This is a genomic window from Idiomarina piscisalsi, assembly GCF_002211765.1.
GTDB lineage: Bacteria > Pseudomonadota > Gammaproteobacteria > Enterobacterales > Alteromonadaceae > Idiomarina > Idiomarina piscisalsi_A.
In genome coordinates this window covers 820,868-844,029 of sequence record NZ_CP022133.1, presented here as the reverse complement: position 1 = coordinate 844,029, position 23,162 = coordinate 820,868, and the positions used below count along the sequence as shown (strand labels likewise).

Below are 23,162 nucleotides of genomic sequence, written 5' to 3'. Positions count from 1 at the left end.
ACTTATTTTCATTTGACGCTTTTATTACAAATTAACAAAATTCACTACGATCCTTTCCGCGCCTTTTCTTTAAGTGACTTACAGGAAGTCAAGAGAAAAACCGCAAAAAATTGATGGTAAACAGGACCAATTTTCGATCAATTTAACTAAGAAATACACAAGTTGCTGATTCTGTACGCATTGCTTGTCGAACAATCCAGCAAACTGAACAAATGTTCATCGATATTTTATAAGTATATGATTTATATAAATATATTTTTATTTAGGCAATTTTTGACCACTCCGAAAATGGCGCTCAACACCGCGTAAACCGTATTATTTAACAGAGTTAAACACAGGGTTATCCACAGATTCCGTGGATAAGATCCTACAGCCTTTAACCAACGGGCAATTCAGTGATCTGTGGATAATCACATCAGCGATCAACTTATATCTAATGTTATAATCGCGATTATGACCAAAGCTTGACATTGTTAACAGCGAGGTATAGGCAGTTGTTTCGAACAATTTGGACCATTTTCCTAAATTGTTGAGTTTTTCAGCAGACGAGCCCATTTCCCTAAAAAACCTTGATGGAACAGTTGACAGTCTAAGACAGTAGCTTTAATATTCGCAGCCGTTAAACGTTGTTCCCCAGTAGCTCAGTTGGTTAGAGCGGTGGACTGTTAATCCATGTGTCGTTGGTTCGAATCCAACCTGGGGAGCCAATGCAACGTTTACAGAACTTATCTATTCCCCAGTAGCTCAGTTGGTTAGAGCGGTGGACTGTTAATCCATGTGTCGTTGGTTCGAATCCAACCTGGGGAGCCAAGTTTCTAAGAACTCTTTCTGCTAAGGTTCGCTAAATCCCCCATAGTCTTTTACTTAAATCCCGAACCGACTCCTTTGCACCGTCAGTTATCCAATTTGCCAAATGTTTAGCAACGTTAGGCCATTGTATGTGGGTGCTTTGACGGCTCTTTAGCGCGTGCTCAATAGCAATGCAACTCACGCTTGTCAAAACCGTCGCCAGCCCTTTTCGCGCTAATATTTCAGCATTTTTCTGTTGCTCAAATTGACCAACCAGCGGCTTAATGATGAGCGCCTTCCCTTCTCTTAACGCTTCACAACTCGTTTCAAAGCCGGCATTTGAGATAACCGCTGAAGCCCGGCTAAAGTGATCTGAAAACTGCTGCCTGGACGGCGCAAAGCACTCAATATGCCCATAGCTGCACCGCGTTAACTTCGGATGAAAGACTGAGAACTCATAATCATCCAGAGGGTAAAGCGCATTAATGATCACTTCAGGATCTTCAAACGGCAAGTACACGACAATTCGTTGCGCTAAACCGCCCTCAAAACTGTCATCAGACTCTTTAACGACTGGAGGTATTGCATTGCCGCACTCTACCCAATGCATGCCAACAGCTGTGGTACAAGGTGCAAATTGCTTAATAATTTGTCGTTGCCACAAACTCAGTGTTTTATAAAGATCGGGTTCAAGAAATGCGTACTGACGCCCTAAGCCAATACAGCGAACTCCTGCGCGTTTTGCTGCCCAGGCACTAATAGGCTCATAGTCAGTAATAACCACGTCGTACGATGTCACATCCAACGCCTTAACATCCTGATAAAACTGCTTCCAATTATTCGAAGAGATGGTTTTCCGACGTTTTAACGCCCCATTTTCAGTCACAAAAGACAAGCCATCAAAGCTCTGATAGGCACCAAAAACATCCATATCAAATAACCCGGTATTTCGGCGTCCGGAAATCAGGTAGTCAACATCAATAGGCTGTTGTTTTAAGTAACCTGCCAGAGTATGGCTTCTGGACAGGTGTCCGTTCCCTGTTCCCTGAATGCCGTAAAGAATTCTCATAGCACAAGCTCCCAAATAAACATAGCAAGCAAAGCACCGGCTACAATATCCGAAGGAAAATGCACACCCACAATGACTCTTGAGAAACCAATGGCTGAGGCCCACACGTAGCAAAGAAAGCCAAAGTCGGGAAAGTGCAGCCCGGTTATCCCGGCAAATATAAAGGCGGCTGCGGTGTGCCCGGATGGAAAGCTGAATTTATCGGAAGCGACAATCAACGCGGCGAGTGATAAGCCTAAGTCGCTGGGTCGGCGTCGTTTGAAGCTGCTTTTTAATAACCAGTAAATGGGCAGTTCAATGAGAAAAGCGAGCAATAAGTGCTTGAAATACGCCGTTCCAGAGTCATGGAGTAATACGCTGCTCAGCGCGATAGCAAAGTAGGCATAGCCATCACCTGAACGCGAAACCCAGACCGCGAATCGTCCGGCAACTGGACGCGCTCGTATCCCTGAAAACAAACAATAACAGTAGGTATCGAAACGCTGTAAATAACTGAGCAGTACCATGGCTTTTATACCGTTTTAGCCCCAGTTGCAGTCACTTTGCCAGCCATTTATGACGCTTTTTATGCGTTAGCGTGACAATAAAGTGACAATTTACCGATATTCACCGATAAACCCCGCCCAAAGGCGGTTGTTTATAAACCACAAAACACCGATAATATGCCCTCTTTATTTTTCACTGTTGCGGACTGCTCAATGACCGACTATTTGCTGCTATTAATTGGCACAGTATTGGTAAATAACTTTGTGCTCGTTAAGTTTCTTGGCTTGTGCCCATTTATGGGTGTGTCCAATAAACTCGACACCGCTATTGGTATGTCCGCTGCAACGACTTTCGTATTAACTCTGGCGTCGGTTTGCAGTTATTTGGTGAATGAGTACTTACTCGAGCCATTAGGGCTTATGTCACTGCAAACGTTGAGCTTTATTTTGGTGATTGCGGTGGTGGTTCAGTTCACTGAAATGGTGGTGCATAAAACCAGCCCGACTTTATACCGTTTGCTGGGTATATTTTTGCCACTCATCACAACTAACTGCGCGGTATTGGGCGTGGCTTTGTTGAATATTAATGAACAGCATAACTTTGTTCAGTCTATTGTTTATGGGCTGGGCGCTGCCATTGGTTTCTCGCTGGTTCTTATTCTTTTCTCAGCGTTGCGTGAGCGCCTGGCTGCAGCCGACGTACCGGTCACGTTTAAAGGCTCTGCGGTTGCAATGATAACAGCGGGCCTTATGTCTCTTGCCTTTATGGGCTTCAGCGGATTAGTGAGTAGTTAAATGAGTGTATTGGGAGCGGTAATTACACTTGGCATTCTAGCGCTGATATTCGGCGTCATTCTTGGCTTTGCTGCTGTTAAGTTTAAGGTAGAAAGTGATCCTATCGTTGACCAAATTGACGAAGTTCTGCCGCAAACCCAATGTGGTCAATGCGGCTACCCCGGCTGTCGTCCATACGCAGAAGCCATTGCAAACGGTGACGATATTAATAAGTGCCCTCCCGGTGGCGAGGCGACCATAAAACAGTTAGCCGATTTAATGGGCGTCGAGGCGAAACCGTTAGACTCAGCCCACGGTGAAGAGGACGTAAAAAAAGTGGCCGTCATTCGTGAAGACGAATGCATTGGCTGCACCAAGTGTATTCAAGCTTGCCCGGTCGACGCGATTCTAGGTGCCGCCAAACAAATGCACACCGTTATCGAACACGAATGCACAGGTTGCGACCTATGTGTTGAACCTTGCCCAGTCGACTGCATCGACATGGTCGCCGTGAAGGCTAGCCCGGAAACTTGGCAATGGGATCTCGATACCGTTAAAGAAAACATCAAAAAGAACAGCATTCCGGTGAAGGTGGTTGAATGAGCCATTCAGATAGCAACACCATTTATGTATCGAGCAACGTCTCCGGACATTTCCCTGGCGGCATACACCCACCGGAGAGAAAAACGCCAGCGTGCAACAAACCAATACGCTCACTACCTTTACCTGACGAGTTAATACTGCCAGTACGTCAGCACATTGGTCCATCGGGTAATTTACTGGTTGAGCCTGGTCAGAGCGTTGATAAAGGCCAGCAGCTAACCGAAGCCAGTTTAAGCCTGGGGCTACCGCTGCATGCTCCGACGTCCGGTGTTATTCATGCGATTGAAGAACGCCCAACGGCACATGCCTCAGGGCTACCCGAACTTACCATCGTCATAAGGCCCGACGGCGAAGATCGGTGGGGCAATAAACACGCCATTCCGGATTACCGGGAAGTTGAAGTTTCTCGCTTGCTTGAACTGATTCAGCAAGCTGGCATCGCAGGTTTGGGTGGGGCAGGTTTCCCAACCGCACAAAAACTGGCACAGCAAAAGCCTCTACGTCACCTGATTATTAATGGCGTTGAGTGCGAACCTTATATTGCCGCTGATGATGGCTTAATGCAGGAGTACGCTGAAGACATAATCGCGGGTGTGAAAATTCTACAGTACATCACCCACTGTGACTCTGTGCTTTTTGCCATAGAAAATAATAAGCCTAAGGCTATTGATGCTATTCGCGCTGCTATTGGGGACGATTCACAAATAGCATTGAAGGTTGTACCAACCAAATACCCTTCTGGCGGCGAAAAGCAGCTTATTGAACTTCTCACCGGTGAGCAGGTTCCCAGTGGCAAGTTGCCAATGGATATCGGTTTCTTAATGCAAAATGTTGGCACTGCTTATGCCGTCAAACGCGCTATTATTCACGGTGAACCATTGCTGGAGCGTGTTGTGACGATGACCGGCGACGCTATCGCGAAGAAACGCAATGTCTGGGCATTGTTGGGGACTCCCATTGAGCACTTGTTGAAAGAGTCAGAGTTTACGGCCGAGACCAAACAACGCGTGATTATGGGTGGGCCAATGATGGGTTTTACACTACCGAGCATTGAAGTTCCGGTAATAAAAACCACTAACTGTATTTTGGCTCCGACAGAGGAAGAGCTTCCTGCGCCGGGACCTGAACTTGCCTGCATTCGCTGCGGTGCCTGCGCCGATGCATGCCCAGCAACCCTACAACCTCAGCAACTGCAACTATTAGCCAAAGCCAAAGACTATGACGCGCTAGACGAGCAGAACCTATTTGACTGCATAGAATGCGGCGCATGTGCCTATGTTTGCCCCAGTGAAATTCCGTTAGTCCATTATTACCGTAAAGCGAAGGCAGAGATTCGCAACATTGCTCGCGAAAAAGCCAAAGCTGAGCATGCGCGTCAGCGTTTTGAAGCTCGACAAGAGCGTTTAGAGCGTGAGAAGGAGGAGCGCTTAGAACGTCATAGAAAAGCAGCCGAGGCGCGTAAAAAGGCTCAGGCTGAAAAAGCCGAGACGCCAGGTTCGGACACTAAAGAAAAGCCGGAGTCAGGCGGCAAATCGGCAGCAGTTGCAGCCGCTATCGCTCGCGCTAAAGCTAAAAAAGCCGCCCAGGCGCAAAAAGCCGATGAAGAAAGTAGCTCAGCAAAAGGAAATGAGTCATGAGTTTTAAAATAGCATCGTCTCCTCATGGGCACAGCCAACACAGTACTAGCAGCATGATGCGCTGGGTGTGTTACGCGCTGGTGCCCGGTGTGTTGATACAAAGTTACTTCTTCGGCTTCGGTGTTTGGTTTCAAATCATTCTGGCAGTCATTACGGCGTTGCTCGCTGAATCTGCCTGCATTATTGCGCGTGACCGCCCTGCCATGTCGGCTCTGCGCGATAACACAGCCTTGGTTACGGCTATTTTATTGGCCATCAGTATTCCACCGTTAGCCCCTTGGTGGATCATTGTTATCGGTACGCTGTTTGCTATTGTTGTTGTGAAGCACGTCTACGGTGGCATGGGACAAAACTTGTTTAATCCGGCGATGGCGGGTTACGTTTTATTGCTGATATCTTTTCCGGTACAAATGACCAACTGGCTACCGCCATCGACAATAGGTGAGCATTCACTCACGCTTTGGCAGACGCTACACACCATACTGTTTGAATATACGCCGGCGGGTTACAGCGTCGAACAACTGCGAGCCGGTATTGACGGCGTTACTATGGCAACTCCTTTAGATGCCATAAAAACAGGCTTAACACAGGGTTTCACACTAACCGAAGTATATACCAAGCCCCAGTTTAGCTTTTTAGCAGGTGCTGGCTGGCAATGGGTTAACCTCGGCTTTCTCGTTGGTGGCTTGTTACTCATACAACAACGTATTATCAGCTGGCACATTCCTGTCGGGCTCATCGCAGGATTGTGTGTGCCGGCTTTCTTTGCTTATCTGTTCGCACCGGATTTAATGGCGGGCCCTATCGTTCACGCACTGAGCGGCGCCACCATGCTTGGCGCATTTTTCATTGCGACCGACCCAGTGTCTGCGGCTACATCGAACCGGGGCCGTTTTATTTTCGGCATGTTAATCGGTGTATTGGTGTTTATTATCCGTAGTTGGGGTGGGTACCCTGATGGTGTTGCCTTTGCAGTACTATTAGCCAATATGTGTGTGCCTATTATTGATCGTTATACAAGACCAACCGTTTATGGTCATGGAGAACGCAAATGACCATTAATAGTATGCAGAAAAACGGCCTTATACTGGCCGCCTTTGCGGTTATTGCTACGGCTTTAGTGGTAGGCGTACAGGTGCTGACCAAAGATAAAATTGCACAACAACAGCAAGCCCAGGTGCTCCGCACTTTGAATCAGCTTATTCCGCCCGCTATGCACGACAACGATCTGTATGCATCCTGTCGTCTGCTGACTCATGCCGCTCTTGGCAGCAACGAACCGCACCCGATGTATCGGGCCTGGGTTAATGATGAACCCAGCGCACTAGCCGCGGAAATTGTTGCACCCGACGGTTATTCAGGTGCCATTCGCTTATTAGTTGCTGTAAAGCCCTCCGGGGAGCTACTTGGTGTCAGAACATTACGACATCAGGAAACGCCGGGGCTCGGCGACAAAATAGAAATAGAGAAAAACGATTGGATTACGTCGTTTTCTGGCAAGCGAGTGAAATCCGAAGACGATGAGCGTTGGGCGGTAAAACGTGACGGTGGTATGTTTGATCAGTTCACAGGAGCAACCATTACACCACGAGCCGTGGTTGGCGCTGTTAAACGAGCCACACTGTATTTAGAAGAAAACGCAGGCACATTATTCAATGCTGAGCTTCAGCGCTGTCAGGAGGCCGCACAATGAACGAATACAAAGAACTGACTTGGCAAGGGCTTTGGGACAACAATCCAGCGCTGGTACAATTACTGGGGTTGTGCCCGTTGCTAGCGGTCACCGCCTCAGTAACCAATGCGATGGGACTTGGCTTAGCCACACTCTTCGTTCTTATTGGTTCCAATGTGACCGTTTCACTGGTGCGTAGCTTCGTGCCTCAGGAAATACGTATTCCAGTCTTTGTTATGGTCATTGCTACCTTTGTGACCGTTATTCAACTGCTCATGAACGCTTATGTATTCGAGCTGTACCAATCGCTCGGTATTTTTATTCCGCTTATTGTTACAAACTGCGCCATTATCGGCCGTGCTGAAGCTTATGCGTCTAAAAACCCGTGGCAGAAAGCGGCATTCGACGGGTTGATGATGGGCATCGGTTTTGCATTGGTACTGATGCTGCTCGGTGCTATGCGTGAAATTATTGGTAATGGGACGTTGTTCGACGGTGCTGAGCTGCTACTTGGGGACTGGGCTGCCCAATTACGAATTGAGTTATTCACCGTTGACTATCCGCTTCTGCTCGCTATATTACCCCCAGGCGCCTTTATCGGCATGGGCTTTATCATTGCCTTGAAAAACCGGATTGATGCCATAAAAGCAGAGCGAGCAGAGAAGAAAACCGTCACCCGCGCCCGTGTAACCGCACAACAGTAATAATTAATTATGAATAAAACTAAGCGCTACGAAATTTTAAGCCGTCTTCGCGACAATAACCCAAACCCAACCACAGAGCTGGAGTACGACACACCATTTCAGCTGCTTATTGCTGTGCTATTGTCTGCTCAGGCCACCGATGTCGGGGTTAATAAAGCAACACGTAAGCTATTTCCCGCCGCTCCAACGGCTGAGGACATGCTGGCACTGGGTGTGGATGGGATAAAAGAGTACATAAAAACCATTGGTTTGTTTAACTCGAAAGCCGAGAATGCCTACAAGACCTGTAAGATTCTGGTGGAGCAGTACGGTGGTAACGTGCCGGAAGACAGAGCCGCGCTGGAAGCTCTACCGGGGGTCGGACGTAAAACGGCTAATGTCGTTTTAAATACCGCGTTCGGCTGGCCGACCATTGCCGTTGATACTCACATCTTCCGCGTTTCTAATCGAACCAAATTGGCACCAGGGAAGAACGTGAAAGAAGTGGAAGAAAAACTGATAAAAGTGGTGCCAAAGGAATTCAAAGTCGACGTACACCACTGGCTTATTCTGCACGGTCGCTACACTTGTATTGCCAGGAAACCTCGTTGCGGCTCGTGTATTATTGAAGACTTATGCGAGTTTAAAGACAAAACCAGCGATTGAGCCGGTTAAAGCTCAATCCCTGAGGGTTTTGCGAGCTGTACGATAACCCGGCGGTTTAACTGTCGGTTAATCTCGTTGTCATTTGACTTAATCGGTCGATCCTCACCGTGACCAACCGTTTTTATACGATCAGCCGCTATACCACGCTCAACAAAAAACGTCTGTATTTCTTTGGCTCGCTGCTCTGTCAGCTCCTGGTTTGGTCCCCGCGCACCGAGCGAATCTGTGTAAGCATCGACAAGGACAAGTTCAAGATCATTATCGACTTTCAAATAATCGCTAATTTGCTTTAGCTTACGCTGTGACGATACGGTCAGTTTTTCACTGCCATCTTCATGATTCAGCACCGTGTAAGCAATATCTTCAAAGCTAAACGGGAGTAACGCGTTAACACAACTTAAGAAGTCATCGTATTTATTACGGAAATTCACCGAGGACAACGACACAGCCACCTGATCACGGTTGTTATACCAGTCGTCGTAGAAAAACGTCGGATACCGGCCTTTTTCCAGCTCGCTCAACAGTGTCCAGGCTAATTGCTTTTGTAACTCGCCATTAAACTGCTTATAAAGCTGCATAGAGCCAATTTGGTAACTTGCTTCCCCGGACGCCAGCGAGGTGGCACAGACTCAATCGCCGAAACACCATAGCTGTCTGGCAACTTTCTCATGTCCATTTTCATACGCAAGTTGAGCTGTTTACTTGCTTCGCTTTGAAAGCGAACTTTACCGTAGCGCGGAATTTCATGCTCTAACGCACATTCCAGCCGAGTATCTTCACTTAGCTGCCACGACGAGCTATCAAGATCAGCGCTGTAATGCCTAACTGCATTGGCGTTTGCCTGGCTTGTTGCCAGCAACACTGAAGCTGCAGCCGCAGTTAACATCGGCCAGTTTTTCATAGGCACTCCGGTTCAAAGTTCGAATACGCTTTTATCGGCATTTATTCGCCGCGCTTTAGCGTTTCTCTCAGCATTATCGATATATCTTTGGCATAATAGACCCAATTGAGATAACCACTTAAATAACGAAAAGGTCTTTATGTCTGACACTTCTGAGTCGCTAATGAAGAAACGGTTTCGTGGCTATATGCCGGTCGTTGTTGACGTCGAAACAGCGGGTTTTAACGCAAAAACAGACGCCCTTTTAGAAATAGCGGCGGTACTGCTGGACTTTGACAGCGACGGTACGTTAAAGCCGGTTGATTCAGTGCATTATAACGTCGAACCTTTTGAAGGCGCCAACATAGAACAAGCGGCTATCGATTTTAACGGCATTGATCCCGATAGCCCCCTGCGCGGCGCAGTCGCAGAGTCAGAAGCATTACGCGAACTGTTTAAACCCATTAGAAAAGCACAAAAAGCAGCAGGTTGTCAGCGCTCAGTTCTGGTCGGTCATAATTCGAATTTTGACCATAGTTTTGTCATGGCTGCGGCTGAGCGAGCCAATTTAAAACGTAATCCGTTTCACCCCTTTGTAAGCTTTGACACTACGTCATTAGCGGCTTTGACACTGGGGCAAACGGTACTGATAAAAGCTTGCCAGGCTGCCGGAATTGAGTTTGATGGGAAACAAGCGCACTCCGCTCTTTATGACACAGAGCGTACGGCGGAGTTATTCTGCTGGATGGTCAACCGTTGGAGAGATTTAGGTGGCTGGCCACTGGCTTCTAATGACTAACTTTAGAAACACAAAACAAAAAAGTCGCTCCGAGGAGCGACTTTTTTACTATCATTAAACGCTTATAGTTTGTCAGCGTTTTTAGACAGGTAAGAAGCAACACCTTCAGGGTTGTCTTTCATGCCTTCTTTACCTTCTTCCCAACCTGCTGGGCAAACTTCACCGTGCTTCTGGTGGAAGTTCAATGCGTCAACCATACGCAGCATTTCGTCGATGTTACGACCTAATGGTAAGTCGTTAACAACTTGGTGACGAACCATACCGTCTTCGTCGATCAGGAATGAACCACGGAACGCAACGCCTGCTTCTGGGTGCTCAACGTCATACGCTTTACAGATGCTGTGACGTACGTCAGCAACCAATGGGTATTTCACCTGACCGATACCACCGTCGTCAGTTGAGGTGTTACGCCATGCGTTGTGCGTGAACTGAGAATCGATAGAAACACCGATAACTTCTACGCCACGCTTATTGAATTCTTCTAAACGCTTGTCAAAAGCGATTAGCTCAGAAGGACATACGAAAGTGAAGTCCAATGGGTAGAAGAAAATAACTGCTTTTTTGCCTTTGATATGGTCAGACAATTTGAAATCTTCAACAATTTCACCTGAGCCAAGTACCGCTGCTGCAGTAAAATCAGGTGCTTTACGACCTACTAATACAGACATTGATTCTCTCCATTTCAGTTAAAGTAAATGAAACCTTCACAATCGGTAATGGGGATAGCCCAGGTTAAAAACAAGGGCTCTGTCAAAACTTTTGACCGATTGCTTACTATTTGTTCAGCTATTTTACTCTGCTGACGGTTCCGGGTGGCGTTCTGCTACCTCTGTAATCAGCTGCTGCAATTCACCATTTTGGAACATCTCAATGATAATATCACAACCACCGACTAATTCACCTTCAACCCAAAGCTGTGGGAAGGTTGGCCAGTTTGCGTACTTTGGCAGTTCCGCACGAATGTCTGGGTTCTGCAAAATATCCACATAAGCAAACGCCTGACCACATCCCATAAGAGCCTGTGATGCCTGTGACGAAAAGCCACAGCTTGGCAGTTTCGGCGAGCCTTTCATGTATAACAAAATGGGATTTTCTTCGATTTGTTGCTTAATTCTGTCAACCGTTTCCATAACACCTCTGCTCTACATAATGGTTGATTAAAACACTCAAGTATTCTAGCACAGCAGAAAAGATTTGCCTAAATTGAAAGATTTCCTTGAAAAGCAATCTAACCAACCCTATATAACGTAGATACAAGAATAAAATTCGTCTTCTGGCGATTATAAATACGTGTCGCCAGATACTAAGTTGCCTTAAAAGAAAAACTACGGAGAGAGACTATGGCATTTGAACTACCCGCTCTTCCTTATGAGAAAAACGCATTAGCGCCTCATATCTCAGAAGAGACTTTAGAGTATCACTATGGCAAGCACCACGCGACTTACGTCAACAAACTGAACGATGCCGTCAAAGGTACTGACCTTGAAAGCAAGTCGTTAGAAGACATCATTAAGTCAGAAAAAGGTGGTTTGTTTAATAACGCTGCTCAAGTCTGGAACCACACGTTTTACTGGAACTGTTTGAGCCCAAATGGCGGCGGCGCTCCAACTGGCGCTATTGCTGACGCTATCAATGACAAATGGGGTTCTTTCGAAAAGTTCCAAGAAGAATTCAACACAAGCGCAGCAGGTAACTTTGGCTCAGGTTGGACTTGGTTAGTGAAAAAGTCTGACGGCTCTGTTGATATCCTGAACACCGATGATGCAGACACTCCAGTCGCACACGATGGTGTTGAAGCTCTATTAACTGTCGATGTATGGGAACACGCCTACTACATCGATTATCGCAACTCTCGTCCTAACTACCTGGAAGCATTCTGGAAGCTGGTAAACTGGGACTTTGTGAACAAAAACTTAGGTTAATAGTTCCGAGTTTTGCAGATAGAAAACAAAAAGGCGCCTCTGGCGCCTTTTTTATTGTTCAAATTCAATTTTAAAGCCAAGGACAATGCCCTTTTAAAACCAAGGACGATGCCCCTGTACATAAGTTTCCTCGAACTCGTCGTCTGGCTTAACGATATAAATAATAAATTCGACGAACGCAATAATGCCAATAATAATCGACGGAAAGCCTAAAAGAATAAATCCAAACAGGAACACCAGCAACATAATGACGCCTTCTTTGGTATACCCTAAGTAGAATTTATGCGCACCAAAAGCACCTAAGAAAAAGGCCAATACAGCCGCTGCAATTTTCTTCGAAGACGTACTGCTATTTGCCGTTACGGAGTCCGGATAGACTGCCTCCGCTTTGTCGCCGGTAACCGCAAAGTCAACTTTAGTTCCCGCTTTTGGCAACTGAGTTCCTTTCCACTCTGAAATATCAAGAGTATAACGGTTACCATCTTCACCAGAGATAATGCCGTTACGGTTGCCCTCGTCAAAATCTAATACTGTTCCCTTCATTTTATTATCTTCCTTTTGGCTATTAGGTCGGTATCAGCTAATAGGTTATAGAATTGTAAATAGCTAAGCAACGCAAAAATTAAGATCATAAAAAAAGCGCCTTTCCGGCGCTTTATTCGACTAGGTTATTGGGCATATCGCCTCGTAAACCGTGCCATATTTCAGCTGATTCATAGCCATAGCGACGCACCAGGTTTACCGACTCGTTATAGTCACCCTCTTTAGCGCAGTTCACTAAATTTTCATAATAGTCGCGTGCCAGTTGGCGGGCCTCAGGTGAAGAAAAGTAGTACTGACCGATGCGTGAATACAGGCCTTTAAATCCGTTTAACACCAATACATAAATCGGGTTTCCGGAAGCCATGGCTAAGTCGTGGTTTAGCTGATAGTCAAACTCTGCGAAGCTCTTTTCATCGTCCTCAAGCTCTTTCGCTGCTTCTATCAACTCAATGACGCGGCCTGGGTTATGACGAATGGCTGCGCGGATATAAATAGCACTAATATTGGTACGGGCAGATAAGAGTTGATCAACCAATTCTGGCATGCCATCTTCATCAAGGCGCGCTAAGGTTTCCAGTATATTTAACCCGGAAGTTTCCCAGAAATTATTCACTTTCGTCGGCTTACCATGTTGAATGGTCAACCAACCATCACGAGCCAAGCGTTGCAAAACTTCCCGTAACGTCGTTCTAGTAACGCCAATTAGCTCCGATAATTCACGTTCTGCGGGTAAAATGGTTCCTGGCGCAAAATGCCCGTTCCAAATAGACTTAACGATATACTCTTCGGCAAATCCCGCCGGACTTTTGGCTTTTATAATCATTTTCCCGCCCAAATGCTGAATGATAGAGTGATTCTAGCAGCCTTATACGAGGTCGGACAAGATAACTTCTGCCTTTATATCGACATTCACGAAGCATTTGGGTATGGTTTCATCGTTTTTACACTTTCTTAAGGAATAGAGTGATGCTGTCTATTGGTCAGTGGCCGACCAAACCGTTTGCCTGGCTTCTTCTTTTTCTGGGGTGTGCCGCACTTTTAGGAGCCGCACTGTACTTTCAGGCTGTATTAGGTCTTGAGCCTTGCGTTAAATGTGTTTATCAGCGCATGGCTGTTGTTGGCATTGCCCTTTCTGCCATTATCGGACTCATCGGGTCAAGTTACGCGTTACTACGCTGGATAGGGCTATTTGGTTGGTTATACAGCAGCTTTGAAGGGCTGCGTATTGCTTACGACCACTGGGACTTACAAACTTCTAAGAACGCCTTTTTCGCCGTATGCGAAAGCGCGCCAAATTTTCCAAGCTGGGCGCCGCTACATGAGTGGTTTCCTGGGTTGTTTGCTGCACCAGGCTTATGCGGTGATATTGACTGGCAGTGGCTTGGAATGGGAATGCCCGGCTGGATGACATGGATATTTGGTGGGTTACTGCTCTTAGGTGTTATTGTCACGCTAGCCCACTTCATTGGCTTATTTAAAAAGCGTAAAGGCTTAGTGCTTTACCATAAATAGATCTTAGTTGAGCGGCCAGGTAACGATTCTGTCCTCCAGATCGCCACTGTATTTCCGTTCACTGATGCATTGGCCGGCAACACAATAGCCGGCTTTTTTCATGGGCTCTTTGCTACCGTTATGCTTTAACGGATGCCATTTGGGCAAAGGTTGTCCTTGCGCCCTCAAGCGATACGCGCAAGTCGCAGGCATGAAGTAAACATCTTCAATGTTTTTCGGCGTTAACGTAACACAGGCAGGCACACGCTGACTTCGGTTTGCATAATCGGTACAGCGTGCTGTCTCGGTATCGAGCAACTGACAAGCGACATCCGTAGAGTAGAGGTTGTCTTCCTCATCGATCAGTTGGTTGACGCAACACTGGCCGCAACCATCACAAAGCGCTTCCCACTCGGATGTGGTCAGCTCCTGCAATGGTTTTTCGTACCAAGCCATTAAACTGCCCATATGCAGCTTCGATAACTACCGAGGAAAGCGGATGCGATCGGACAAGTATCCCACTGCAGCCACAAAGTAATGCGAGCGATTCCAACGCATTAACGCATCGTAATTTGCATAAGCCAGATACACTCGCCCTTCTTTGTCATCCGGAATGACCACAGATGCTGTAATATCGTCTCTCTGCGGAAGCTTTGAGCCATCATATCGCGTCACGCCTAAGTCAGCCCATTCGCTTAGCTTTTTCTTCGTGTCCAGTCCCGACAGAGAAGCATCAAACCCTTCTGGCAGTTGCACTTGGCGGCCCCAGGTAACATCGTCGCGCCAGCCCACCGAGCTCAAATAGTTAGCGGCAGAAGCAAACACATCCGGATAGCTCCCCCAAATGTCTTTACGCCCATCACCATCATAATCGACCGCGTAATTCATAAACGAGCTTGGCATAAACTGAGTCTGCCCCATAGCGCCCGCCCAGGAGCCCTGCATTTTTTCCGGGGCAATATGCCCATCCTGGATAATCGTTAACGCGTGCCATAGTTGCTTTTTGAAAAACGCTTCGCGCCGTCCATCAAACGCCAGCGTGGTCAACGCGGAAATTACGTCGAAACCGCCCGTATAAGAGCCAAAGTTTGTTTCAATTCCCCACAACGCGACAATAAAGCGTGGCTGAACACCGTATTCTTTGCCTACTTTTTCAAGCAGCTCTTTATGCTCTTCATATTTTTCTTGCGCCTTTTTGGCTTTCCACTCTGGAACCGCTCTTGGCAAGTAAGTATCCAACGTCAATTTAAATTCTGGCTGGTTTTTATCAAGCTCTACCGCACGTTGATAATACTTCACATTAGCAAACGCTTTTTCCAGGGTCTCGTCGCTATAGTCATTACTTCGGGCTTCGTCTTTCAATGCTTCCACGTAGTCAGAAAACTTCTTCTCAACATTCTCATCCTGCGCAGAGACACTCATGCTGACCAAGGCCAAAACTCCAATTAATGCACGGCTAACTATTTTTTTTAACATGAAATGTCCTCTTGCTTAGGTGGAAGCTGTAGATAAAAACCATCGTTATCAAGGCGTTCAGTTAACTCTTTGACGCTCAAGCGCGCCAATTGTTCACGAGTGGTTAAATTTATGGTCAATATTTTTTCAGCTTTACCAAAGCTTTGCACAAGCGCATCCGGTAATTCACTGAAATCTTCACCATGAGGAAGGTAAATATAGGTATCCGCTTTGCGGGAACTGCGATACACATCGCACAACATAAGTGTCTCCGAAGCTATAACGAAACAATAGCCCGTAATTCTGCCCCAATTGCCGCATTTCGCCAACCCGTCAGTAAGTCTGGTTGCGGCAGACGTTCCTGTTGCTGCGGCGAGTATTGCCAGAAAAAATTAATCAGGTCATTTATTTGTTTTCGTGATGCCACTAATGATACAGGCACATCAAGTGACTCAGCGAGCTCGGTGACTTTTTGCTTTATCGCTTTAAACGTCTCCTTGTAGCCCGGCATATCGTCCAATCGGCTTAAGGGCTTCAGCGATTTAGAAGTCGCCTGCTCTTCGGCTTTTCTAATGACTGTAATCATTTCATTGCCGGAATACTTTTTTGATAACGGCGGTAAGTCACGAATGTGATTTAGATCGCTTTGTGATTTGGGTTTGCGTCTGGCCAGTTCTAACAATGCGCCGTCTTTAGCGATAAAGCCTAATGGAATGTTTTTCTTTCTAGCCTTGTTGAATCGCCAACTGGCCAACTCTTGTAAAACCGCTAACTGCTCATCATTGAGTTGCCAGGCATTACCCACTTGCAAATATAAGAGATCGTCAGGAATGCGAGTCGTTCGCTTACGAACCTGAAGTACCGATTCTTCGTAGACGATATCCAAACAGCCCTTTTCTTCGCAAAGTGCTTTCAAATAAGGATACATAACAGCCAGATAGCTGGCATCAGCGGCAGCGTAATCCAGTTGTTCAGGGCTTAAAGGCCGTTTTAACCAGTTTGTGCGGGAGAGGCTTTTGTCGAGTTCCACATTATCAAATAGATCGCTGACTAAGCGAGCATAGCCCATGGACTCACCAATACCACAAAACCCGGCAGCTATTTGGCTATCAAACACACGGCTTGGTTGAGCACCGCCACTTTCATAGAAAAACAGCTCAATGTCTTCGCCACCGGCATGCAAGACGGTTTCAATGCTATCCGAAGAAATGAGCGACCATACTGGCGCTAAATTAATATCCGCCAGCGGATCCACGATAACCGTGTCACCGCCAGCATGCATCTGTAACAGTCCAAGATTCGCGTAAAAAGTCCGTTCTCGCACAAACTCAGAGTCGATTGCAAACCAACCCGTCTGACGAGCTTTAGAGCAGAAATCGGCTAATTCATCGGTAGAAGAGATGAGCCGGTACTGACGCACCGACTCCGGAAGTTCAAGCTGCGTCAAGAGTTTTCCTCGTCACGCAGCTCTTTACGTAGAATTTTGCCAACATTCGATTTCGGCAACTCGTCACGAAACTCGACAAGCTTGGGCACTTTATAAGCAGTCATATTCTCGCGCGAGAAATCGATAACTTCTCTTTCTGTTAACGACTTATCTTTTGCCACAATAAACACTTTAACGACCTCGCCTGACGACTCGTGCGGTACGCCAATAGCCGCAGACTCGAGTACTTTCGGATGATCTGCCAACACGTCTTCAATTTCATTCGGATAGACGTTAAAACCAGACACCAAAATCATATCTTTCTTACGGTCGACAATTTTAAAGTAACCACGGTCGTCAACCGTCGCCATATCGCCGGTTGCAAACCAACCGTCTTTAATAGATTCAGCCGTATCTTCAGGGCGGTTCAAATAGCCCACCATAACCTGGGGGCCTTTTACTTCCAGTTCACCTGGCTCACCCATTGGCACTTCTTCGCGCGTTTCAGGGTCAACAATACGAACATCGGTACTAGGAACCGGTAAGCCGATGCTGCCCGTGTAGTGCTCAATATCATAAGGATTCACCGTAACAACCGGAGCGCACTCGGTAAGGCCGTAGCCTTCCAGAAGGCGGGATTTAGTGACCCGTTCCCATTCTTCCGCAACGGCTTTTTGTACCGCCATACCGCCGCCAAGCGCCACTTTCAGGTTAGAAAAGTTAACGTCCTTAAACCCTTTGGTGTTGAGCAGACCGTTAAATAACGTATTAACCCCTGAAATCATTGAGAACGGGTACTTATTCAACTCTTTCACAAAATTGGGCATGTCGCGCGGGTTAGTAATTAGCACGTTTTTACCGCCGTGCTTTATAAAGGTCAGGCAGTTCGCCGTTAATGCAAAAATATGGTACAGCGGCAGCGCAGTAATAATCACTTCTTCACCATCGCTCATAATTGGCGTGATGCATGCAGATACCTGCTCTAAATTGGCAACCATATTACGATGAGACAACATAGCACCTTTTGCTACGCCAGTGGTTCCGCCGGTGTATTGTAAAAACGCAATATCGTCACCAGTCACTTCAGGCCGCTGATATTCTGTCTGGGCACCTTTTGCCATTGCCTGATTCAGGCTAATGGTATTTTTAAGGTTGTGAGACGGCACCATTCGTTTAATGTGCTTAACCACAAAGTTGACGATAAACCGCTTAGGAAACGGTAGTTGGTCACCAATTTGAGTGGTCACAACCACATCAAGCGGTGCCTCGTCTTTTATTTTAGCGTAAGTGTGCGCAAAGTTTTCTAAAATAACCAGAGCTTTTGCCTGAGAGTCAGTCAGCTGATGCTTTAATTCGCGTGGCGTGTATAAAGGGTTTACGTTCACCACCGACATGCCGGCGCGCAAAATACCGAATAAAGCAACAGGGTACTGCAACAGGTTTGGCATCATTACCGCAACCGCATCGCCTTTTTTCAAACCCTGACTTTGCAAGTAGGCGGCGAATTCACGAGATTTCAGTCCCAATTCTTTGAAGCTCATCTCTGAGTCCATATTTACGAATGCGGTTTTCTCGCCGTACTTCTCGATGGACTGTTCGAGAATATCAACCAGCGAAGAAAAATGATCCGGGTCAATAGTTTCCGGAACACCCGCTGGATAGTTTTTCAGCCAAATCTTTTCCATAAAAGGCTCTGCCTCTCACTCTTAAATTTTATTTTGTTAACACTTTATCTTCGCATATCCGACCAGTTAATCCTAGTCATACAGCGCTGCTAACCGCTTGATTTTAGCAACTCAGCTATTTTTTCTGGTTGCTCCATGTGAACATGATGCCCACCATTCAGTGTTATTAAGCTTAGATCAGCAACGTGATGCTGCCACCTTTCAATAGCTCGAGACAGATTTTCATGACCGTTATCTCCTCTTACAACGGTCACCGGCATGTTCAAGCCCTGAAGAAGTTCATCGACCGCCGTTGAGTGCAAGCGGTAAGGTGAAACAGACTTAACCCGTGGGTCGGCGCGCCAAGAAAACGAATGGTCGGACGTTTTATTCAAGCCTCTATCAACCAGCAGCGCTACTAAGTCTCTGGAAAAGTCAGCCTGAGCAGCGCGTGCATCAATCGCTGTTTCTATCTCCGTATAACCGCGCCAGCGACCACTTCGTTTTTTATAACGACTGGCAAAGCCTTTTATCAATTGCTCCCGAGCGTTCATTTCATCAGAAACCAGCAACCCGAAGGCCTCGACCAATATCAGTTTGTCGACTTTTTCAGGGCAAAGAGACGACACCACATTACTGACAAAGCCCCCCATCGAGTGCCCTAATAAGGTGACAGGGTTGCCAATATGATGAGTAAGAATTTGCCAGAGGTCGTAGGCGTAATCGATAAAGTGATAGTGGGTTCCGAGCGGGCGGTGATCACTGTGCCCGTGCCCTGCCCAGTCAAGTGCAACCAAACCGGCGTCATCATCATTCCAGTGTTCAGCTATAGGCAGGAAGCTGTGACAATTATCGAGCCAGCCATGGGTCGCAATGGTATTTATGTTTTTCGAGTCGCCCCAGCATAAGCCCCGGACAACGCCCCACTCTAATTCATAGCTGACGGGTGTCGCTTTCGCCACCGTTGTCCGGAAACTCATTAATACTAATTACGTTCTTTTGCCGGAGTACCAGAGTTGTCCTCAACTCGTACACGTACCGGAACTGGATAACGGTAAGGATAGTACGGTGAGTAAAAGTTGTGACGGAACCACAGAGGTGAATAGTCTATTTCGACGTGACTTTTCTGCGCTTTTGGCTTCCATAAATAGTGATTATCCGCCTCGATTACCGGATAAACATAAGTGTACTCATCAATTTTACCTTGTTGCGTATTACCTATGGTGCCAACAAAGCTAATTGCCCGGCCTTTTTTATACACTTCCGGATCGATAAAGCCATCAATAACCGCTAAAAAACGACCATCGCTATCGTCGCTCACTTCAGGGCGTCCCCAGCGTTGGAGAGGAAAGCTCACGACTTCAAATACAGTCTTGTCTTCCGTATTGCGTACATCGGCAATAACACCACCCCATCGCGCAGGCTGGCCAGCCACTTTATCCTGTTGCACTTTCGCTTGCTTATACTCAACCAGCGCATCCTCGTTAGGCGTCTCCAGTTCGGTAGGAACGGACGCGCAACCGGCTAAACCGATGGTGAGTAAAAAACATGTCATTAATCTCATAACAGACCTCTCTTTAGGCATAAACATCGACACCAAACATTGACGCAACTTCTTCACGTTTTTCATTCAAAGCCACCGCCTGATAAGCGCCCAATGCCTTTTGTGAACGCTGCGGTGGTTCATCATACACCGTGTTTAAAGACTGCCAACGCTCAGCCTGACGGCGACTTTGTTTCGCGTCCGGAACGACCTGCCGTAACTCCACAGCATTAGACACGGCGGCATTTTTTTGCTGCTCGTTGTCTCTTTGCACCGTCTGTTGTGATGCCTGCTGCTGGTTACCTAGCGGCTGTACCGTTTGCGGATTTATCTGCACGTCAATATGGGCTCATCTGTTATGTAAGACAGGATCTATTATGGCGAGTTCCTGAGCGTTCAGCAAGTTATCGACCCGGTAACTTTTTCCAGGTTACTTCATTACGCACATAGAGTGGCTCAAGTTGCTCGGCCTGGACCGGTTCAACACCAGCACCGTTCACTACTGTCAGCATATCCTCCGCCAACGGTAGCCGGCTATTATCGCTATGCTTTAGTTCATGATGTTCATCAAGAATATCGGCATAGGCATCCCAACCAGTGCCTGCCGTTCCCCAACCTTTCAGACGTCCTATATCAATAAGGTTAGTGTCCGGTTTGGCCACAGCCGGCTCTGACTGAGCCAGGGCAACTCCGTTCTCATTCGCATACAGAGCGTAATACACCTCTCCCATACGTGCATCAATACAAGCGACCACACCAGCGACATCGTTTTTGCGGATGGCTTGCTGTGCCAGTGCCTGCAAACTGCACACGGGGTAAACGGGTAAGTCAGCGCTAAATGCTAGCCCCTGCGCCATAGACACGCCAATACGCACACCTGTAAAACTACCTGGGCCAGCGCCAACCACCAGCCCGTCCAGATTGCCTAAAGACACGCCGGCACTGTCGAGCACCTCTTCCACAAAAGGCAGCAGCTTTTGTGAGTGCTCCCGGGGGCTTTCAATATCACGGGTTGTCAACTTGCCATCATGAACAAGCGCGACAGAACAATTTTCAGTTGATGTATCTATAGCTAATAACGACTTCATACACTTTGCTCTTCTGTAGAACTTTTATGCGCCAGAAATTCAAGCGCAGTATCTAAGCTACGGGTGCGACTCATAGCTGGTAGGCTGGCCAAAAACTGCTTACCATACTGGCGTGTGACCAGCCGGTTATCGCAAACCACCAGAATACCCGAGTCGTACTTATCTCGAATAAGACGCCCCGCCCCCTGTTTTAGGGCAATAACGGCTTGCGGAAGTTGGATAGTGCCAAAGGCATCCACACCTCGCAGGCGTGCGTCTTCCACCCGAGCATTCAATAAAGGATCATCCGGCGATGCAAACGGCAGTTTATCAATAATCACACAACGCAGCGCATTACCTCTGACATCCACACCTTCCCAGAACGACGAGGTGCCTAACAGTACAGCGTTGCCGGCTTTGGTGAAGCGTTCTAACAACTCACCCTTATTCGACTCGCCCTGCACCAAAATTTCATTGTCGACGTGCTCTCTTAGAATTCCTGCCATTTGTTGCAGCATTCGATGGCTAGTAAATAATAAAAACGTTCCGCCATCGTTATGCGTTATACATTGCTTGGCAATGTCCGTCAGCATTTCGTGGCGATTGCGATCATTGGCGTCCGGTAAGTAACGAGGCAGGCATAAGGTGGCCTGCTTTTTAAAGTCAAACGGGCTTTCAAGGACCAGGGTGTCGGCTTCTTCAATACCCAGTCGACGTGTAAAAAACTCAAAGTTGCCATTAACGGCTAATGTCGCCGAGGTGAACACCCAACTCATATTATTGCGCTTAATATAGCCACCAAAGGTTTTAGCCACACTTAATGGCGTTTGGTGCAAGCTAATTTGTCGTGGCGTAGTCTCGAACCAAAAACTGTAACCGGTGCGTTCAACGTCCATCAACTGACGCCAAATGATGCGATGTTGCTCTGCTCTCTCTAATAAATTGTCGAGATCCTTGTTCCGACCCTGCGCTGTTTTTAGCACATCAATAAGCAGGGTTAAACGTTCGTCGAGACGATCCGTCACTTCGACAATATCTTCTTTATTGCGCCATTCGCGCCAGTTGCCGCGCATCGGATCATGAGGAAACAACAACCGAAAGTCGCGCAGTGATTGCAGCAACGTTCGCGCCATCGCACTGGCCTGTGACAAGTCTTTTAATTCCGTCAGGCACAAGCGCTGAATTTCCTCACACATTTCACTCAATTGACGGGTCGACACCGTTTCACCAAAGTACTGACTGGCAATATCGGGTATTTGGTGGGCTTCATCAAATACCACAGTATCAACAGCCGGAATGAGCTCGCCAAACCCAGTATCTTTTAACGCCATGTCCGCAAAAAACAAGTGATGATTCACCACCACAACATCGGCTTCTAAAGCTTGTTTCCGCGCTTGCACTAAATGGCAGTCATCGTAAACCGGGCAATCTCGCCCCAAACAATTATCCTGCGTACTGGTCACCTGAGGTAAAACCGCCGCCCCTTCAGGAAGCACATTCAGCTCACCCATATCACCGCTGCGAGTTGTCGTTGACCAACGCGTCACTGTAATGAGCTGGTCCTGAATCTCTTTAGGGAGCTGTCCCGCCTGCTGCTTCGCTTGTTCCAGGCGATGCAAACATAGGTAATTCGAGCGCCCTTTCAGCAAGGCCACCACTTTTTGCGGCGCCAGCCTTTTTCGTAATACGGGCAAGTCCCGGTGAAACAGCTGTTCTTGCAGGTTTTTCGTGCCAGTAGAGACAATCGCCTTACCTTTGGAAAGCAAAATAGGCGCAAGGTAAGCAAAGGTTTTGCCGGTACCGGTCTCAGCTTCAACAACGAGTTGGCTTTTCTTTTTCAGCGTTTTTTCAATGGCTTGTGCCATTGTCGTTTGCGACGGACGAGGCTGGAAGTTGTCTATTGTTGAAGCCAGCTCACCATCGGGCTGAAAAATGGAGGAAACGGTCGGCATAATTCGCGCTAGTTAATGATAATTAGCGCGCATTATGACATA

27 protein-coding genes, 2 tRNA genes and 1 pseudogene are annotated in these 23,162 nt (G+C 47.1%); 12 read left to right on the top strand and 18 right to left on the bottom strand.

Annotated features, from left to right (window positions below; translation table 11 throughout):
• The first annotated feature begins 630 nt into the window (after positions 1–630).
• Together CEW91_RS04090 and CEW91_RS04085 are read left to right on the top strand one after the other, a co-directional pair.
• Positions 631–707, top strand: a tRNA-Asn gene (locus CEW91_RS04090).
• A gap of 26 nt (positions 708–733) precedes the next feature.
• A tRNA-Asn gene (locus tag CEW91_RS04085) sits at positions 734–810 on the top strand.
• Between the two features lie 31 nt (positions 811–841).
• Here the strand turns inward: CEW91_RS04085 and CEW91_RS04080 are convergent.
• Positions 842–1,858: a glycosyltransferase family protein gene (locus CEW91_RS04080; protein WP_088767783.1), complete on the bottom strand. Its 1,017-nt coding sequence runs from the start codon at positions 1,856–1,858 to the stop codon at positions 842–844.
• On the bottom strand, positions 1,855–2,364 hold the full coding sequence (locus tag CEW91_RS04075; protein WP_088767782.1) for a phosphatase PAP2 family protein: 510 nt from the start codon (positions 2,362–2,364) through the stop codon (positions 1,855–1,857). The genes CEW91_RS04080 and CEW91_RS04075 overlap by 4 nt, the downstream gene beginning before the upstream one ends.
• A gap of 192 nt (positions 2,365–2,556) precedes the next feature.
• Here CEW91_RS04075 and rsxA point away from each other — a divergent pair, with 192 nt between their 5' ends.
• The 7 genes from rsxA to nth are packed head-to-tail and all read left to right on the top strand — an operon-like array spanning position 2,557 to position 8,378.
• Positions 2,557–3,138 carry an electron transport complex subunit RsxA gene (rsxA, locus tag CEW91_RS04070; RefSeq protein ID WP_053952646.1) on the top strand — a complete coding sequence of 194 codons (582 nt, stop codon included), beginning with the start codon at positions 2,557–2,559 and terminating at the stop codon, positions 3,136–3,138.
• A complete protein-coding gene (gene rsxB, locus CEW91_RS04065; protein ID WP_088767781.1) occupies positions 3,139–3,720 on the top strand; it encodes an electron transport complex subunit RsxB in 582 nt (193 codons plus the stop codon). It begins immediately after the preceding gene.
• Positions 3,717–5,357 (top strand): electron transport complex subunit RsxC, encoded by a 1,641-nt coding sequence (gene rsxC / locus CEW91_RS04060; RefSeq protein WP_088767780.1) that lies wholly within the window; start codon positions 3,717–3,719, stop codon positions 5,355–5,357. The genes rsxB and rsxC overlap by 4 nt, the downstream gene beginning before the upstream one ends.
• Entirely contained in the window at positions 5,354–6,412 is a 1,059-nt protein-coding gene (gene rsxD, locus CEW91_RS04055; protein ID WP_088767779.1) for an electron transport complex subunit RsxD, read from the top strand. The genes rsxC and rsxD overlap by 4 nt, the downstream gene beginning before the upstream one ends.
• Entirely contained in the window at positions 6,409–7,050 is a 642-nt protein-coding gene (gene rsxG, locus CEW91_RS04050; RefSeq protein ID WP_088767778.1) for an electron transport complex subunit RsxG, read from the top strand. The genes rsxD and rsxG overlap by 4 nt, the downstream gene beginning before the upstream one ends.
• Entirely contained in the window at positions 7,047–7,733 is a 687-nt protein-coding gene (locus CEW91_RS04045; RefSeq protein ID WP_088767777.1) for an electron transport complex subunit E, read from the top strand. The genes rsxG and CEW91_RS04045 overlap by 4 nt, the downstream gene beginning before the upstream one ends.
• 9 nt (positions 7,734–7,742) lie before the next feature.
• Entirely contained in the window at positions 7,743–8,378 is a 636-nt protein-coding gene (gene nth / locus CEW91_RS04040) for an endonuclease III (RefSeq protein WP_088767776.1), read from the top strand.
• 5 nt (positions 8,379–8,383) lie between these two features.
• On the opposite strand, the gene CEW91_RS12470 is transcribed toward nth, so the two are convergent.
• The gene (locus tag CEW91_RS12470) at positions 8,384–8,725 is read right to left on the bottom strand and encodes an OmpA family protein (protein WP_332455495.1); all 342 of its coding nucleotides are present in this window, start codon (positions 8,723–8,725) and stop codon (positions 8,384–8,386) included.
• A gap of 87 nt (positions 8,726–8,812) precedes the next feature.
• Positions 8,813–9,264, bottom strand: a pseudogene (locus CEW91_RS12465) (OmpA family protein); the annotation flags it as partial.
• Positions 9,265–9,418: 154 nt separating this feature from the next.
• On the opposite strand from CEW91_RS12465, the gene rnt reads away from it, so the two are divergent.
• Positions 9,419–10,057 (top strand): ribonuclease T, encoded by a 639-nt coding sequence (gene rnt, locus CEW91_RS04030; RefSeq protein ID WP_088767775.1) that lies wholly within the window; start codon positions 9,419–9,421, stop codon positions 10,055–10,057.
• A 62-nt stretch (positions 10,058–10,119) separates the two neighbouring features.
• Here rnt and CEW91_RS04025 read toward each other — a convergent pair whose 3' ends face one another.
• Both CEW91_RS04025 and CEW91_RS04020 read right to left on the bottom strand, forming a co-directional pair.
• Positions 10,120–10,725 carry a peroxiredoxin gene (locus tag CEW91_RS04025; protein ID WP_088767774.1) on the bottom strand — a complete coding sequence of 202 codons (606 nt, stop codon included), beginning with the start codon at positions 10,723–10,725 and terminating at the stop codon, positions 10,120–10,122.
• Positions 10,726–10,848: 123 nt separating this feature from the next.
• A complete protein-coding gene (locus tag CEW91_RS04020; protein WP_088767773.1) occupies positions 10,849–11,187 on the bottom strand; it encodes a Grx4 family monothiol glutaredoxin in 339 nt (112 codons plus the stop codon).
• A gap of 210 nt (positions 11,188–11,397) precedes the next feature.
• On the opposite strand from CEW91_RS04020, the gene CEW91_RS04015 reads away from it, so the two are divergent.
• On the top strand, positions 11,398–11,979 hold the full coding sequence (locus CEW91_RS04015) for a superoxide dismutase (protein ID WP_088767772.1): 582 nt from the start codon (positions 11,398–11,400) through the stop codon (positions 11,977–11,979).
• Positions 11,980–12,072: 93 nt separating this feature from the next.
• Here CEW91_RS04015 and CEW91_RS04010 read toward each other — a convergent pair whose 3' ends face one another.
• Together CEW91_RS04010 and fadR are read right to left on the bottom strand one after the other, a co-directional pair.
• Positions 12,073–12,522 (bottom strand): TM2 domain-containing protein, encoded by a 450-nt coding sequence (locus CEW91_RS04010; protein WP_088767771.1) that lies wholly within the window; start codon positions 12,520–12,522, stop codon positions 12,073–12,075.
• Positions 12,523–12,634: 112 nt separating this feature from the next.
• Complete coding sequence (fadR, locus tag CEW91_RS04005) at positions 12,635–13,345, bottom strand: fatty acid metabolism transcriptional regulator FadR (protein WP_088767770.1); 711 nt, start codon at positions 13,343–13,345, stop codon at positions 12,635–12,637.
• A 143-nt stretch (positions 13,346–13,488) separates the two neighbouring features.
• On the opposite strand from fadR, the gene dsbB reads away from it, so the two are divergent.
• Entirely contained in the window at positions 13,489–14,034 is a 546-nt protein-coding gene (gene dsbB, locus CEW91_RS04000; protein WP_088767769.1) for a disulfide bond formation protein DsbB, read from the top strand.
• A 3-nt stretch (positions 14,035–14,037) separates the two neighbouring features.
• Here dsbB and CEW91_RS03995 read toward each other — a convergent pair whose 3' ends face one another.
• From CEW91_RS03995 to CEW91_RS03950, 10 genes are all read right to left on the bottom strand, one after another.
• On the bottom strand, positions 14,038–14,469 hold the full coding sequence (locus CEW91_RS03995; protein WP_088769347.1) for a YcgN family cysteine cluster protein: 432 nt from the start codon (positions 14,467–14,469) through the stop codon (positions 14,038–14,040).
• A gap of 27 nt (positions 14,470–14,496) precedes the next feature.
• Positions 14,497–15,489 (bottom strand): lytic murein transglycosylase, encoded by a 993-nt coding sequence (locus CEW91_RS03990; RefSeq protein ID WP_088767768.1) that lies wholly within the window; start codon positions 15,487–15,489, stop codon positions 14,497–14,499.
• A complete protein-coding gene (locus CEW91_RS03985; protein ID WP_088767767.1) occupies positions 15,483–15,731 on the bottom strand; it encodes a YcgL domain-containing protein in 249 nt (82 codons plus the stop codon). The genes CEW91_RS03990 and CEW91_RS03985 overlap by 7 nt, the downstream gene beginning before the upstream one ends.
• 14 nt (positions 15,732–15,745) lie before the next feature.
• Positions 15,746–16,915: a ribonuclease D gene (gene rnd, locus CEW91_RS03980; RefSeq protein WP_088767766.1), complete on the bottom strand. Its 1,170-nt coding sequence runs from the start codon at positions 16,913–16,915 to the stop codon at positions 15,746–15,748.
• Complete coding sequence (gene fadD, locus CEW91_RS03975) at positions 16,912–18,579, bottom strand: long-chain-fatty-acid--CoA ligase FadD (RefSeq protein WP_088767765.1); 1,668 nt, start codon at positions 18,577–18,579, stop codon at positions 16,912–16,914. The genes rnd and fadD overlap by 4 nt, the downstream gene beginning before the upstream one ends.
• 89 nt (positions 18,580–18,668) lie before the next feature.
• Complete coding sequence (locus CEW91_RS03970; RefSeq protein WP_088767764.1) at positions 18,669–19,538, bottom strand: alpha/beta fold hydrolase; 870 nt, start codon at positions 19,536–19,538, stop codon at positions 18,669–18,671.
• A 5-nt stretch (positions 19,539–19,543) separates the two neighbouring features.
• Positions 19,544–20,122, bottom strand: coding sequence for a Slp family lipoprotein (locus tag CEW91_RS03965; RefSeq protein ID WP_088767763.1), 579 nt, complete (start codon positions 20,120–20,122; stop codon positions 19,544–19,546).
• A gap of 13 nt (positions 20,123–20,135) precedes the next feature.
• On the bottom strand, positions 20,136–20,438 hold the full coding sequence (locus CEW91_RS03960) for a hypothetical protein (RefSeq protein ID WP_088767762.1): 303 nt from the start codon (positions 20,436–20,438) through the stop codon (positions 20,136–20,138).
• Positions 20,439–20,505: 67 nt separating this feature from the next.
• Positions 20,506–21,189 (bottom strand): tRNA (adenosine(37)-N6)-threonylcarbamoyltransferase complex dimerization subunit type 1 TsaB, encoded by a 684-nt coding sequence (tsaB, locus tag CEW91_RS03955; RefSeq protein ID WP_088767761.1) that lies wholly within the window; start codon positions 21,187–21,189, stop codon positions 20,506–20,508.
• Positions 21,186–23,120 (bottom strand): ATP-dependent DNA helicase, encoded by a 1,935-nt coding sequence (locus CEW91_RS03950; protein ID WP_088767760.1) that lies wholly within the window; start codon positions 23,118–23,120, stop codon positions 21,186–21,188. The genes tsaB and CEW91_RS03950 overlap by 4 nt, the downstream gene beginning before the upstream one ends.
• Between the last annotated feature and the right edge of the window lie 42 nt (positions 23,121–23,162).

Bases quoted from the DNA above. Each gene is read 5' to 3' on its own strand.
- CEW91_RS03995 (WP_088769347.1), bottom strand. From the start codon at position 14,469: ATGGCTTGGTACGAAAAACCATTGCAGGAGCTGACCACATCCGAGTGG.
- rsxC (WP_088767780.1), top strand. From the start codon at position 3,717: ATGAGCCATTCAGATAGCAACACCATTTATGTATCGAGCAACGTCTCC.
- CEW91_RS04080 (WP_088767783.1), bottom strand. From the start codon at position 1,858: ATGAGAATTCTTTACGGCATTCAGGGAACAGGGAACGGACACCTGTCC.
- CEW91_RS03965 (WP_088767763.1), bottom strand. From the start codon at position 20,122: ATGAGATTAATGACATGTTTTTTACTCACCATCGGTTTAGCCGGTTGC.
- CEW91_RS04025 (WP_088767774.1), bottom strand. From the start codon at position 10,725: ATGTCTGTATTAGTAGGTCGTAAAGCACCTGATTTTACTGCAGCAGCG.
- rsxB (WP_088767781.1), top strand. From the start codon at position 3,139: ATGAGTGTATTGGGAGCGGTAATTACACTTGGCATTCTAGCGCTGATA.
- CEW91_RS03970 (WP_088767764.1), bottom strand. From the start codon at position 19,538: ATGAGTTTCCGGACAACGGTGGCGAAAGCGACACCCGTCAGCTATGAA.
- fadD (WP_088767765.1), bottom strand. From the start codon at position 18,579: ATGGAAAAGATTTGGCTGAAAAACTATCCAGCGGGTGTTCCGGAAACT.
- CEW91_RS03985 (WP_088767767.1), bottom strand. From the start codon at position 15,731: ATGTTGTGCGATGTGTATCGCAGTTCCCGCAAAGCGGATACCTATATT.
- CEW91_RS03950 (WP_088767760.1), bottom strand. From the start codon at position 23,120: ATGCCGACCGTTTCCTCCATTTTTCAGCCCGATGGTGAGCTGGCTTCA.
- rsxD (WP_088767779.1), top strand. From the start codon at position 5,354: ATGAGTTTTAAAATAGCATCGTCTCCTCATGGGCACAGCCAACACAGT.
- CEW91_RS03990 (WP_088767768.1), bottom strand. From the start codon at position 15,489: ATGTTAAAAAAAATAGTTAGCCGTGCATTAATTGGAGTTTTGGCCTTG.
- CEW91_RS04045 (WP_088767777.1), top strand. From the start codon at position 7,047: ATGAACGAATACAAAGAACTGACTTGGCAAGGGCTTTGGGACAACAAT.
- rsxA (WP_053952646.1), top strand. From the start codon at position 2,557: ATGACCGACTATTTGCTGCTATTAATTGGCACAGTATTGGTAAATAAC.
- CEW91_RS04015 (WP_088767772.1), top strand. From the start codon at position 11,398: ATGGCATTTGAACTACCCGCTCTTCCTTATGAGAAAAACGCATTAGCG.
- tsaB (WP_088767761.1), bottom strand. From the start codon at position 21,189: ATGAAGTCGTTATTAGCTATAGATACATCAACTGAAAATTGTTCTGTC.
- dsbB (WP_088767769.1), top strand. From the start codon at position 13,489: ATGCTGTCTATTGGTCAGTGGCCGACCAAACCGTTTGCCTGGCTTCTT.
- CEW91_RS04075 (WP_088767782.1), bottom strand. From the start codon at position 2,364: ATGGTACTGCTCAGTTATTTACAGCGTTTCGATACCTACTGTTATTGT.
- rsxG (WP_088767778.1), top strand. From the start codon at position 6,409: ATGACCATTAATAGTATGCAGAAAAACGGCCTTATACTGGCCGCCTTT.
- CEW91_RS04010 (WP_088767771.1), bottom strand. From the start codon at position 12,522: ATGAAGGGAACAGTATTAGATTTTGACGAGGGCAACCGTAACGGCATT.
- nth (WP_088767776.1), top strand. From the start codon at position 7,743: ATGAATAAAACTAAGCGCTACGAAATTTTAAGCCGTCTTCGCGACAAT.
- fadR (WP_088767770.1), bottom strand. From the start codon at position 13,345: ATGATTATAAAAGCCAAAAGTCCGGCGGGATTTGCCGAAGAGTATATC.
- rnt (WP_088767775.1), top strand. From the start codon at position 9,419: ATGTCTGACACTTCTGAGTCGCTAATGAAGAAACGGTTTCGTGGCTAT.
- CEW91_RS04020 (WP_088767773.1), bottom strand. From the start codon at position 11,187: ATGGAAACGGTTGACAGAATTAAGCAACAAATCGAAGAAAATCCCATT.